The following is a 12524-nucleotide window of genomic DNA, read 5'->3' on the forward strand; positions in this document are numbered from 1 at the left end:
ACCACCTGCGGCAGGAACATCTTGCCCGCGCCGAACAGGTCGCCGACCACGTTCATGCCGTCCATCAGCGGGCCTTCGATCACGTCCAGCGGTCGCGTGGCCTGCGTGCGTGCCTCCTCGGTATCCTGGTCGACGAAGGCATCGATGCCATGCACCAGGGCGTGCGCCAGCCGTTCGCGCACCGGCTTGTCGCGCCAGGCCAGGTTCTCGACGGGCGCTTCGCCCTTCCTGCCCTTGTAGCGGTCGGCGATCTCCAGCAGCCGCTCGGTCGAGTCCTTGCGGCGGTTGAGGATCACGTCCTCGACACGTTCGCGCAGGTCGGCATCGAGGTCGTCGTAGACCGGCAGGCCGCCGGCATTGACGATACCCATGTCCATGCCGGCCTGGATGGCGTGGTACAGGAATACGGAGTGGATCGCGGCGCGTACGGGTTCGTTGCCGCGGAACGAGAACGACACGTTCGACACACCGCCGGACACGTGGCAGTGCGGCAGCGTCTGCTTGATGATGCGCGTCGCCTCGATGAAGTCGACCGCGTAGTTGTCGTGTTCCTCGATGCCGGTGGCGACGGCGAAGATGTTGGGGTCGAAGATGATGTCTTCCGGCGGAAAGCCGACGTCCTCGGTCAGGATGCGGTAGGCGCGGGTGCAGATCTCGACCTTGCGTGCGCAGGTGTCGGCCTGGCCGGTTTCGTCGAACGCCATCACCACCGCGGCCGCGCCGTAGCGGAGCACCTTGCGGGCATGGTCGACGAAGGCTTCTTCGCCTTCCTTCAGCGAGATCGAATTGACCACGCCCTTGCCCTGCAGGCATTTCAGGCCGGCTTCGATCACGCTCCACTTCGACGAATCGACCATCACCGGAATGCGGGCGATGTCGGGCTCGGACGCGATCAGGTTGAGGAAGCGGTCCATCGCTTTCTCGGAATCGATCAGGCCTTCGTCCATGTTGACGTCGAGGATCTGCGCGCCGCTGGCGACCTGCTGGCGGGCGACCTCGACGGCTTCCTCGTAGCGCTCTTCCTTGATCAGCTTGCGGAACTGCGCACTGCCGGTGACGTTGGTGCGTTCGCCGACGTTGACGAACAGCAGGTCCGGCGTGATGACCAGCGGCTCCAGGCCGGAGAGGCGGGTATGGCGGACAGCATGGCTCACGCGGCCTGCTCCAGTGCAGCGGGAAGACGGCGCGGCGGCAATTCCGCGACCGCATCGGCGATCGCCTTGATATGCGCGGGCGTGGTGCCGCAACAGCCACCGACCATGTTCAGCAGGCCCGACTGCGCGAATTCCCTCAGCGTGGCGGCCATCTCTTCCGGTGTTTCGTCGTATTCGCCGAAGGCGTTCGGCAGGCCGGCGTTCGGGTGCGCACTGACGTAGGCGTCGGCGACCGTCGCCAGCGTCTCGACATGCTCCCGCAGGTCCTTCGCACCCAGCGCGCAGTTGAGGCCGATCGACAGTGGCCGGCTGTGCACGACCGAGGCGTAGAAGGCCTCGGCGGTCTGGCCGGACAGCGTGCGCCCGGACGCGTCGGTGATCGTGCCGGAGATCATCACCGGCAGGCGGGCGCCGCGCGCATCGAAGACTTCCTCGATCGCGTACAGCGCGGCCTTGGCGTTGAGCGTGTCGAAGATGGTTTCCACCATCAGCGTATCGGCGCCGCCATCGATCAGGCCTTCGATGGCCTCGCGATAGGTCTCGCGCAGTTCGTCGAAGTTGGTGTTGCGGAAGCCGGGATCGTTCACGTCCGGACTGATCGACGCCGTGCGGCTGGTCGGGCCGAGCACGCCGATGACGAAGCGCGGCTTGCCGGGCGTGGTGGCTTCGACGGCATCGCAGCATTGGCGTGCGATCTGCGCACCGGCCTTGTTGAGTTCGTAGACCAGGTGCTCGAGGTGGTAGTCCGCCTGGCTGATCGAGGTGGCGTTGAAGGTGTTGGTCTCGATCAGGTCGGCACCGGCGTCGAGATACGCGGTGTGCACGCCGGCGATGACCTCCGGCTTGGTCAGCAGCAGCAGGTCGTTGTTGCCTTTCAGGTCATGGTCGCAACCGGGGCCATGCGTGTGCGCGTGCTTCGCATCGCAGCCGTCGGCGAAGCGCTGGCCGCGATAGTCCGCCTCCTGCAGGCCATGGCGCTGGATCATGGTGCCCATGGCGCCGTCGATGATCAGGATGCGTTCCCGCAATGCGTTCGCCAGCAGTTCCGCGCGCGCGGGATTCAGCCAGGGCAGGGTGTTCATGGCTTCACCGCGGTGAGGGACAGGACTTCGAAATGGGGTGGGCGCCGTTCGCGGGTGACGGTCTCGGCATTGGCGATCTCCAGCCCGGCCTTCTCGGCGAACTTGCGCAGCTCCTTGTCGGAGAAGCCCAGGTTGACGTGGCCATAGGCTTCCACCACCGCACGATGCTCGTGCTTGCCGAGGCTGCTCAGCAGCAGGCGTCCCCCCTTGCGCAGCACGCGTGCGGCTTCCGCGACGGCCTGCGCAGGCTTGCTCGCGTACGTCAGCGCGTGCATCAGCACGACCAGGTCGAAGCTGCCGTCCTTGAAGGGCAGGGCATGCATGTCGCCTTCGCGGACTTCCACGTTCGGGAAACGGCGGAGGCGCTCGCCGGCGGCGGCGACCACGCGCGTGCTGGTGTCGATGCAGACGTAGCGCTTCGCGTGCGGCGACAGCAGTTCGGCCAGCACACCGTCGCCGGACGCGATGTCCAGCACGTCACCGGTTTCAAGCAGCGGCAGGGCCGTACGCGCGAGTGCTTCCCAAGTGCGGCCAGGGGAGTAGTGGCGTTCCATGTCGCCCGCCACGCTGTCGGCCCAGTTCTGGTCGAGGGCACGGTTGGCCAGCACGCTGGCGACGCGCTCGGCATCCTGCCGCAGCAGCGGATCGTCGCTGCCATCGCGCAGGCTGCGCCAGAGTTCGCGCTGGACCGCGTCCAGGTTGTCTTCGTCGAAGCGGTAGTAGGCGGACACGCCTGACCGGCGGTCGCGCACCAGGCCCGCTTCCTTCAGCTTGGCGAGATGGGTGGAGACGCGCGGCTGTGCAAGCTGGGTGATGGCGGACAGCTCCGCCACGGTCAATTCTTCGCGTACCAGCAGCGCCAGCAGGCGCACGCGGGTGGCGTCGGCGAAGACTTTCAGCCGGGTCGACCAGGCCTCCAGATCCATAAATATCTTCCTATCGCGATATAGAGATATTTTGGCGGCGGGATCCCGTCGCGGTCAAGCCGCGGCATACGCCCACGGATGGTCGCGGGTTACAATTGGTATCTAACACTTGGTCGAGGGGTATCCGTGGATTTCGCATTCACCGAAGAGCAGTTGATGATCCAGGACGTGGCGCGCCGGATCGCCCAGGAGAAGATCGGTCCCAGCGCCGAGCACCACGACCGGACCGGCGAGTTCCCGCTGGAGAACATCCGCCTGCTGGGCGAGAACGGCCTGATGGGCATCGAGGTGCCGGCCGAATACGGCGGCGCGGGCATGGATCCCATCGCCTACGTGCTGGCCATGGTCGAGATCGCCGCCGCCGATGCCGCGCACTCCACCATCGTGTCGGTCAACAACTCGCTGTTCTGCAACGGCATCCTCAAGTTCGGCACCGAAGACCAGAAGCAGACGTACGTGCGCGCCATCGCAGAGGGCCGCGAGATCGGCGCCTTCGCGCTCACCGAGCCTCAGTCCGGCTCCGATGCCACCGCGATGCGCTGTCGTGCCGTGAAGCAGGCCGACGGCAGCTTCGTCATCAACGGCAAGAAAAGCTGGATCACCTCCGGGCCGGTGGCCAAGTACATCGTGCTGTTCGCGATGAGCGAACCGGACAAGGGCGCGCGCGGCATCACCGCGTTCATGATCGACACCACCAAGGCAGGCTTCCACCGCGGCAAGACCGAGCCGAAGCTGGGCATCCGCGCCTCGGCCACCTGCGAGATCGAGTTCACCGACTATGTCGCCGCGGCGGAAGACGTGCTGGGGAGCGAGGGCGAGGGCTTCAAGATCGCGATGAGCGTGCTGGATGCCGGCCGCATCGGCATCGCCTCGCAGGCCATCGGCATCGCCCGCGCCGCCTACGAGGCGACCATCGCGTACGTGAAGGAGCGCAAGGCCTTCGGCGCGCCCATCGGCACCTTCCAGATGACCCAGGCCAAGATCGCCGACATGAAGTGCAAGCTGGATGCGGCCACGCTGCTGACCCTGCGCGCGGCGTGGGTGAAGGGGCAGGATCAGCGCTTCAGCAACGAGGCCGCCATCGCCAAACTGACTGCCTCGGAAGCGGCCATGTGGATCACCCACCAGGCGCTGCAGATCCATGGCGGCATGGGCTACTCGAAGGAAATGCCGATCGAGCGCTACTTCCGTGACGCCAAGATCACCGAGATCTACGAAGGCACCAGCGAGATCCAGCGCCTTGTGATCGCGCGCAACGAAACCGGTCTGCGCTGAGGCCTGGGGATCGATGGAAGGCGCCGCCGTTGGGCGGCGCTTTTTTCATGGGCGCATTTCGTGAGCCAGTGCACACGATCGCCCCCCTCTTTGGTCATGGGACGCTGGTGGGCGGCTCCGCTACAGTAGCCCGATGCGGAGGTGCGTCCTCCGTTTCCTTCCAGGAGACCCTGATGCGCAAGACCCTGATCGCCTGTTCCCTCGTACTCGCCCTCACCGCCTGCGATCGCGCCGCTTCGCCGGATGCCGGCAGCGCCACCCCCGCCGTCGCTGCGTCGACCGCCGATATCGCGGCCGAAAGCAAGCGCCTGAACGAGTGGTTCGAGAAGAAGTACGAAGAGCAGTTGCAGTTCAGCCCGATCCAGCTGACCTTCCAGGGCAGCAAGGACCTGTACGACCAGGTCGACGACATGTCCGAACAGGCCACGCGCGACCAGGTCGCCTGGCAGAAGGCCAGCGTCGAGGAGATGGAGAAGTCCTTCGGCTACGCCAAGCTCGACGATGAGACCAAGTTCTCCTACGACCTGTGGAAGCTGCAGTACGAGAACGCACGCGACGGCCTGCCTTTCATGCAGGACGGGTATGCCTTCGACCAGATGAACGGTGCGCAGGGCTTCTGGCCGACCTTCCTGATCAGTTTCCACAAGGTGGACGAAGAAGCCGACTACACGGCCTACATCGCCCGTCTGAAGGCGACCGGCCGCGCGTTCGACCAGTTGCTCGAGCGCGCGCGCGCATCCGCGGCGCAGGACATCCGCCCGCCGAAGTTCGCCTACGAGGGCGTGATCGACCAGGCGAAGAAGGTCATCACCGGCGCTCCGTTCACCGCTGGCAAGGATTCGGCGATCTGGGCCGACGCCCAGGCCAAGGCCGATGCGCTGGTGAAGGCCGGCAAGATCGATGCCGCACGCGGCACGGCGCTGAAGGACGAGGCGCGCAAGGCGTTGCTGGAACAGTTCAAGCCGGCCTACGACCGCGTGATCGCGTGGAGCGAGGAGGAACTGCCCAAAGCGGCCGTGAACGCGACCGGCGTGGGCACCACGCACAAGAACGGCAAGGCGTACTACGAGTACCAGTTGCGGCAGATGACCACGACCGGCATGACCGCCGACGAGATCCATGCGCTGGGCCTGAAGGAAGTCGAGCGCATCAAGGGCGAAATGACCGCACTGAAGGACAAGGTCGGCTTCAAGGGCGACCTGGATGCGTTCTTCACCTTCATCGACACCGACAAGCAGTTCAAGTACCCCAACACCGATGCCGGCCGTCAGGCCTACATCGACGATGCGACGCGCGCGATCGACAACATCAAGAAGGTGTTGCCGGAGTACTTCGGCCTGCTGCCGAAGGCGGACCTGGTGGTCAAGCGCGTTGAGCCGTTCCGCGAGCAGGACGGCGCGGCCCAGCACTACTTCCCGGGTACGCCGGATGGTTCGCGTCCGGGCGTGTACTACGCGCATCTGTCCGACATGAATGCCATGCCGAAGACCGAACTCGAGGTGATCGCGTACCACGAGGGCCTGCCGGGCCACCACATGCAGATCTCGATCGCGCAGGAGCTGACCGGCGTGCCGAAGTTCCGCACGCAGTACGGCGTCACCGCCTACGCGGAAGGCTGGGGCCTGTACTCGGAGTGGCTGGCGAAGGAAATGCCGGGCACCTATCGGGATCCGTATTCGGAGTACGGCCGGCTGAGTTCGGAGATGTGGCGCGCGATCCGCCTGGTGGTGGATACCGGCCTGCATGCGAAGGGCTGGACCGAGCAGCAGGCGGTCGAGTACTTCGACGCCAACAGCGCGGTGCCGCGTGCGGCGATCGAATCCGAGATCAAGCGCTACCTGATCATGCCGGGCCAGGCCACGGCCTACAAGATCGGCATGATCAAGATCCAGGAGCTGCGCAAGAAGGCCGAAACCGAACTGGGCGACAAGTTCGACATCAAGGGCTTCCACGACACGGTGCTCGGTGGCGGCGCGTTGCCGCTGAACCTGCTGGAACGTCGCGTCGACCAGTGGATCGCGAAGGAGAAGGCCAAGCAGGCCTGATCTTCGGTACTCCGGTGATGCACGGAACCCCGGCTTCGCGCCGGGGTTCTTCGTTTGTGGCTCAGTGGGCCTGGGTCAGCAGCGCAAGGTTTGCCGGCAGCCAGGCGTCCAGTGCGGTCGGCGACTGGCTGGTGAGCCGGGCGTAGTCGTCGGTGACCTCACTGAGATCGCCGGCGGCGGTCGCGACATCGAACGACGCGAACACGTCGGCGAGAACAGGCGGGAAGCCGTGCGCGCGCAGGCCTTCGACCTGCTGCGCCGGCGTGATGTCGACCACGGACAGGGACTTGCCGGTCAGCGTGGACACGCGCGCCGCGATGTCGCGGGCGGTGTACGCCTGCGTGCCGGTGAGGGTCAGGACACGATTCTCCGTGTCGCTGGATGCCAGCGCGACAGCGGCGGCGCGGGCAAGGTCGTCACGGGCGATGTAGGCGATGCCTCCGTCGCCGGCCGAGGTTGCCCATTCACCGGATGCCAGCGCGCCGGGCAGCGCATAGGCGAGGTTCTCGAAGTACCAGGCATTGCGCAGCACCGTCCAGGTGAGCGGCGACGCGGACAGCGCCTGTTCCGTGCCCCAGTGATCCGGGGCGAACGACACATGCGAGGTATCGGCGGACGGCAGCGAGGTGTACACGACGTGCTTGACACCCGCATCGGCTGCCGCCTTCACGGCGGCACGATGCTGGGCGAGGCGCTTGCCGGGTTCCATCATCGCGTCGGTGCTGACCAGCAACAGACGGTCGGCGCCGGCGAAAGCGGATGCCAGCGTGGCGGGCTGGTCGAAGTCTGCGGCGCGGACCGTCACGCCACGCGCGGCGAGATCCGACAGCGTATCCGGGGTGCGGGTGGTGACGATGAGGCGCCCGGCCGGGACCTGCAGGGTATCCAGCAGGTGGCGGACGACGGCGCCGCCGAGATGGCCGGACGCGCCGGTGACCAGCAGGGTGGGGGAGGGGGTGTTCATGGCGGCTCCTGTTTCGGTAATGGAAAGGATGTTGGTTACGCTATGGTAGTAATGGCTGCCGCGCCCACAAGCAGGGAGGCGGAAGTAACCCGGTTACCGCGCGGTAACCATGCACCGGATATCGACCATGACGCTGCACCGCCAATCCCGGATCCTCATCGAGAACTGCCCGATCCGCGACGTGCTGGACCGGCTCGGCGACCGTTGGACCGTGCTGGTTCTGCACGAGCTGGCCGGCGGTACGCTGCGCTTCACCGAGGTGCGCAAGGGCATCGCCGACATCTCGCCGCGGATGCTGGCGCAGACGCTGCGCAGGCTGGAGCAGGACGGGCTGGTGCGGCGCGAGGTCTTCCCGACGGTTCCGCCACGCGTCGACTACGCGCTGACGGCCCTGGGCGCGTCATTCTTCGAGCGCATCGAGATGCTCGCGCAGTGGGCGGCCGACCACCACGATGAAGTGCGTGCCGCGCGCCAGGCCTACGTCGCGCCGACGGGCAACGCGCCGCTCTGAGGCGTAGACGCGCGACGGAAAGCAGTCCGGATCGAAAGCCGCGTCGCCAAAAAAGGAACCCCGGCAGCGCCGGGGTTCCAAGTGTTGCAGCGATACCAGCCGCAGATCAATGGCCGGGGATCGGCTCCGGCGGCTTTCCGTCGGCGTCCTGCTCCAGCGCGTTTTCGCGGTCGCGATCATGCGCATGGTCGCGGGCCAGATACAGATAGAACGCCGGCAGTACGAACAGCGTGAACAGCGTACCGATGGTCATGCCGGAGGCGATCACCACGCCCATCGAGAAGCGCGAGGCGGCGCCGGGGCCGCTGGCGATCAGCAGCGGGATCATCGCGAACACCAGCGCGGCGGTCGTCATCAGCACCGGGCGCAGGCGGATGGCGGCCGCCTGTTCGATCGCCTCGCGCTTCGAAAAGCCCTGTTCCGACTGCAGCTTGTTGGCGAACTCCACGATCAGGATGCCGTGCTTGGAGATCACGCCGACCAGCGTCACCAGGCCCACCTGGGTGTAGATGTTGATGCTCATGCCCGGGAACGCCTCGATCTGCATCATGCCGAGGATGCCGCTGAGGATCGCTAGCACGTTGACCGTCAGCAGCGCACCACTGATCGCCATCGGGACGGTGAGCAGCATGATCAGCGCATCGCGGAAGCTCTCGAACTGTGCCGCCAGCACCAGGAAGATCACGATCAGTGCGAGTGCCAGCGTGACCAGCATCGCCGCGCCTTCCTGCTTGAACTGACGCGACTCGCCGGCGTAGTCCACCGTATAGCCCTGCGGAAGCACCTCTTTCGCTGCCTGGTCCAGGATGGCCAACGCCTCGCCCTTGCTCACGCCCGGGCGCGGCGCGAAGGTGATCGACACCGCGTTGAGCTGCTGGAAGCGCTTGAGCGATTGCGGCTGCGCGCTTTCCTTCAACGTCACCAACGTCGACAGCGGGATCAGTTCGCCGTCGCGGGTACGCGTGTAGTAGTTCTCCAGATCGCTGGCATTGAGGCGGTCGCTGCGCTGCACCTGCGGGATCACCAGGTACGAACGGTTCTGCATCGCGAAGCGGTTGGTATAGCCACCCGACAGCATCGCCGCCATGTCCGCGGCCAGCGTGCGCATGTCGATGCCCAGGGTCGCGGCCTTGTCGCGGTCGATATTGACCTCGATGCGCGGCTTGTCGATCTTCAGGTCCTTGTCCAGGAAGATGAAGCGCTTGCTCTCCATCGCCTTCATCAGGATCTGGTCGGCCAGCTCGGCCAGCTGGCTCAGCTCGCCGACGCCGCCGATGACGAACTCGCCGCCGCCGCCATCGCCGCCCGCGCTCGGCAGCGAGGGCGGAACGAGCGCGAAGATGTTCAGGCCGCTGACTTGGCTCATCTTCGGCTGGAGCTCCTGCTGCAGCACCGCGTTGGTCGAACGCTCGCGCTCGCTCCACGGTTTTAGCACGAAGCCGGCCATCGCCATCGGGCTGGCGCCACCACCGCTGCCACCGAAGCCACCGTTGAACAGGAAGTAGTCCTGCACCTCCGGCACGCCCTTGGCGATCGAAGTGACTTCCTCGGTGTAGCGCTCCACGTAATCCAGCGTGGAGTAGGGGTCCGCGCTGGCGACCGAGAAGATGAAGCCCTCGTCCTCCAGCGGTGCCGGTTCCTTGGGCGCGGTCATGTACAGGAACGCGCACGAGACCAGCACCAGCAGGCCAAACACAGCGACGACGGACTTGGTTTCCATCGTGCCGTGCAGGCGGCGCTGGTAGCCGGCATTGAGCTTCTCGAAGCGCGCATCCAGCCATGCCTCCAGCTTGCCCTTGCCGCCGTCGCCATGCGGCTTGAGGATCTTGGCGCACATCATCGGCGTCAGCGTCAGCGCGATGATGCCCGACAGCAGCACCGAACCGGCCAGGGTGAAGGCAAATTCGGTGAACAGCACGCCGGTCATGCCGCCCTGGAAGCCGATCGGCAGGTATACGGCCACCAGCGTGGTGGTCATCGCCACGACGGGCCAGGCCAACTCGCGTGCGCCCTTGATCGCCGCGTCGTGCGGCGACATGCCTTCTTCGATATGCCGGTGGATGTTCTCCAGCACGATGATGGCGTCGTCGACCACGATGCCGATCGCCAGCACCATCGCCAGCAGGGTCAGCAGGTTGATGGTGAACCCCATCAGCAGCATCAGGAACAGCGCACCGACCAGCGACAGCGGCACGGTTACCGCCGGAATCAACACGCTGCGCAGCGAACCCAGGAACAGGAAGATCACCACGATCACGATGATCACCGCTTCGATGATCGTGCTGACCACCTCGTCGATGGCGTCCTGGATCTGCTCGGTGCTGTCGTAGGGGATGGTCGCCTTGATGCCTTCCGGCAGCTGCGGGACGATCTCGTTGTCCCACATCGCCCGCACGCTCTTGATGACGTCCAGCGAGTTGGCGTCAGGGGCCACGAAGATGCCCATGAACGTCGCGGCTTCGCCGTTGATGCGGACCGAAGTGCCGTAACTCTCCGAACCCAGCTGCACGTCGGCCACGTCGCCGAGGCGCACGATCGCACCGTTCTGCTCGCGGATGATCAACCGGCGGAACTCGTCCGCATTGCGCAGGTCGGTACGCGCCGTCATGTCGATGGCGACCATCTGGCCCTTGGTGGAACCCACCGCGGCCAGCACGTTGTTGGACGACAGTGCGGTCGACACGTCGCTGGCCGTGACCTGCAATGCCGTCATCCGGTCCGGCTTCAGCCACACGCGCATCGCGAACGTACCCGCGCCCAGGATGTCGGCACGCTGCACGCCCGACACGGTGACCAGCTTGGGCTGCACCACGCGCGTCAGGTAATCGGTGATCTGGTTGTTGTCCAGGGTCTCGCTGGCGAAGGACACGTACATCGCCGCGATCTGCTGGCCCTGCTGCAGGTCGATCACCGGATCCTCGGACTCCGGCGGCAGCTGGCCGCGCATCTTGTTGACCTTGGCGGCGATCTGGGTGAGCGCCTCGTTCGGGTCCTGGTCCAGCCGGATGTACGCCTGGATCACGCTGACGCCGGCGGAGCTGGTCGAGGTCAGGTACTCGATGCCCTCGGCACTGGCGACTTCCCGTTCCAGCGGCGTGGTGATGAAGCCCTGGATCAGGTCGGCATCGGCACCGTAGTAGGTCGTGCTGATGTTGATGACGGCGTTGCGCAGTTCGGGGTACTGCCGCACGTTCAACTCGGTGAACGAGCGCAGGCCGAACAGCAGGATGAAGAGGCTGACGACGATCGCCAGTACCGGTTTGTTGATGAAGATGTCGGTGAATTTCATGCCGGCGCTCCGTCAACGGTTTTCGGGTTTGGGCTGGGCCTCGGTCACCGGCTGCACCTTGTTGTTGACCGTGACCTCGGCATCGTTGCGCAGCTTCAGCAGGCCGCTGGTGGCCACGCGCTCGCCCGGCTTCAGGCCTTCGGTGACGGCGATCAGGTCGCCGCGGGTGGCGCCGGTCTTCACGAAGCGCTGGCGCACGATCAGCTTCTTGCCGGTCAGCGGCTTGCCCTGCATGTCCTTCTCGCCCTCGGCGCGCTGGACTTCCTGGATCACGTACACCGCGTTGCCGTACGGGTTGAAGCTGATCGCCGTCTGCGGCACCACCACGACCTTGCGGGCATCGCCGGTATCGAAGCCGACGTGCGCGAACGCGCCCGGCCGCAGGTTGTACTCGCCGTTCGCCAGCGTCGCCTGCACCTTGAAGTTGCGCGTGGCCGGGTCGACCTGGGGCTCGACGGCGGTGACCTCGCCCTCGAACACCTGGCCCGGCAGGGCATCGACGGTCGCGCGGATCTTGGCGCCCGGTAGCACCTGGCCCACGCGCTGCTCCGGCAGGGTGAAGTCGAGGTAGATCGGGTCCAGCGCCTGCAGGCTGACGATGGGGTCGCCCGGATTGAGGTACTGGCCCAGGTTGATCCGGCGGATGCCGAGTACGCCGTCGAACGGGGCGCGGATGGTCTTCTGCGCGATCAGGGCGCGCTGCGCCTCGACCTGCGCCAGCGAGGTCGCCGCCACCGTGGAACGTTCCTCGGCTTCGGCCTGCGACACCAGCTTGTCGCGTGCCAGTGCCTGCCAGCGGTCGCGCTGCACCGATGCCAGCTTGGACGAGGCTTCCAGCGATTTCAGCACGGCCAGTTCATTGGCGGTGTTGAGCTGGGCCAGCACGGTGCCGGCCTTCACCGGCTTGCCGACATCGATGGACAGGCTGCGCACCACGCCGCCGGCTTCGGTGGTGACGTCGGTGCCGTTGATCGCGACGAACGTGCCGACGGCCTGCTGCGCGTCGATCCAGTCTTCCTGCTTGGCGGTCCAGTCGGTCACCGCGGCGGCGGGCTGCGGCATGTTGTCGAAGAAATCGTTCATGCCCTTGCCCATGATGGCCTTGACGGCGAATACGCCGCCGAAGATCACCAGGACCCCCAGCAGCATCAGGATCATGCGCTTGGTGGTGGAGGGCGTTTTCCGTGCGAGAGGGTCTTTCCGTGTCATGGTCGGGTCGTCTTCAATGCGGGGGAGTCAGGGGAGCGACGAGCGGGCGGCGGCGTGCTCGACACGATG

At 65.9% G+C, this 12524-nt stretch carries 9 protein-coding genes; 3 read left to right on the forward strand and 6 right to left on the reverse strand.

All coding sequences use genetic code 11. From position 1 onward, the window contains the following. The 3 genes from V7060_RS11310 to V7060_RS11320 form a co-directional block, all read right to left on the reverse strand. The coding region (locus V7060_RS11310; RefSeq protein WP_334179346.1) for a dihydropteroate synthase at positions 1 to 1154 on the reverse strand (1154 nt) is incomplete at its 3' end. After that, a complete protein-coding gene (locus V7060_RS11315) occupies positions 1151 to 2236 on the reverse strand; it encodes a homocysteine S-methyltransferase family protein (RefSeq protein ID WP_334179347.1) in 1086 nt (361 codons plus the stop codon). The genes V7060_RS11315 and V7060_RS11310, both read right to left, overlap by 4 nt. After that, positions 2233 to 3162, reverse strand: a complete 930-nt coding sequence (locus V7060_RS11320; protein WP_334179348.1) for a metalloregulator ArsR/SmtB family transcription factor — start codon at positions 3160 to 3162, stop codon at positions 2233 to 2235. Before V7060_RS11320 ends, V7060_RS11315 begins: the two co-directional genes overlap by 4 nt. A 126-nt stretch (positions 3163 to 3288) precedes the next feature. Between V7060_RS11320 and V7060_RS11325 the strand changes: the two genes are divergently transcribed. Beyond that, positions 3289 to 4437 (forward strand): acyl-CoA dehydrogenase family protein, encoded by a 1149-nt coding sequence (locus tag V7060_RS11325; protein WP_334179349.1) that lies wholly within the window; start codon positions 3289 to 3291, stop codon positions 4435 to 4437. Positions 4438 to 4610: 173 nt separating this feature from the next. Next, positions 4611 to 6482 carry a DUF885 domain-containing protein gene (locus V7060_RS11330; RefSeq protein WP_334179350.1) on the forward strand — a complete coding sequence of 624 codons (1872 nt, stop codon included), beginning with the start codon at positions 4611 to 4613 and terminating at the stop codon, positions 6480 to 6482. Between the two features lie 61 nt (positions 6483 to 6543). Here V7060_RS11330 and V7060_RS11335 read toward each other — a convergent pair whose 3' ends face one another. After that, on the reverse strand, positions 6544 to 7446 hold the full coding sequence (locus V7060_RS11335; protein ID WP_334179351.1) for an SDR family oxidoreductase: 903 nt from the start codon (positions 7444 to 7446) through the stop codon (positions 6544 to 6546). A gap of 127 nt (positions 7447 to 7573) precedes the next feature. Here V7060_RS11335 and V7060_RS11340 point away from each other — a divergent pair, with 127 nt between their 5' ends. After that, the gene (locus V7060_RS11340; protein WP_334179352.1) at positions 7574 to 7957 is read left to right on the forward strand and encodes a helix-turn-helix domain-containing protein; all 384 of its coding nucleotides are present in this window, start codon (positions 7574 to 7576) and stop codon (positions 7955 to 7957) included. 106 nt (positions 7958 to 8063) lie between these two features. Here the strand turns inward: V7060_RS11340 and V7060_RS11345 are convergent, their stop codons facing one another. After that, positions 8064 to 11246, reverse strand: coding sequence for an efflux RND transporter permease subunit (locus tag V7060_RS11345; RefSeq protein WP_334179353.1), 3183 nt, complete (start codon positions 11244 to 11246; stop codon positions 8064 to 8066). A 12-nt stretch (positions 11247 to 11258) separates the two neighbouring features. Next, positions 11259 to 12455, reverse strand: coding sequence for an efflux RND transporter periplasmic adaptor subunit (locus V7060_RS11350; protein ID WP_334179354.1), 1197 nt, complete (start codon positions 12453 to 12455; stop codon positions 11259 to 11261). Between the last annotated feature and the right edge of the window lie 69 nt (positions 12456 to 12524).

The organism is Pseudoxanthomonas sp. (assembly GCF_036845285.1).
Classification (GTDB): Bacteria; Pseudomonadota; Gammaproteobacteria; order Xanthomonadales; family Xanthomonadaceae; genus Pseudoxanthomonas_A.

Coding starts and splice junctions, on each gene's coding strand:
- V7060_RS11315 (WP_334179347.1), bottom strand. CDS start 2,236: ATGAACACCCTGCCCTGGCTGAATCCCGCGCGCGCGGAACTGCTGGCG.
- V7060_RS11320 (WP_334179348.1), bottom strand. CDS start 3,162: ATGGATCTGGAGGCCTGGTCGACCCGGCTGAAAGTCTTCGCCGACGCC.
- V7060_RS11330 (WP_334179350.1), top strand. CDS start 4,611: ATGCGCAAGACCCTGATCGCCTGTTCCCTCGTACTCGCCCTCACCGCC.
- V7060_RS11335 (WP_334179351.1), bottom strand. CDS start 7,446: ATGAACACCCCCTCCCCCACCCTGCTGGTCACCGGCGCGTCCGGCCAT.
- V7060_RS11340 (WP_334179352.1), top strand. CDS start 7,574: ATGACGCTGCACCGCCAATCCCGGATCCTCATCGAGAACTGCCCGATC.
- V7060_RS11345 (WP_334179353.1), bottom strand. CDS start 11,246: ATGAAATTCACCGACATCTTCATCAACAAACCGGTACTGGCGATCGTC.
- V7060_RS11350 (WP_334179354.1), bottom strand. CDS start 12,455: ATGACACGGAAAGACCCTCTCGCACGGAAAACGCCCTCCACCACCAAG.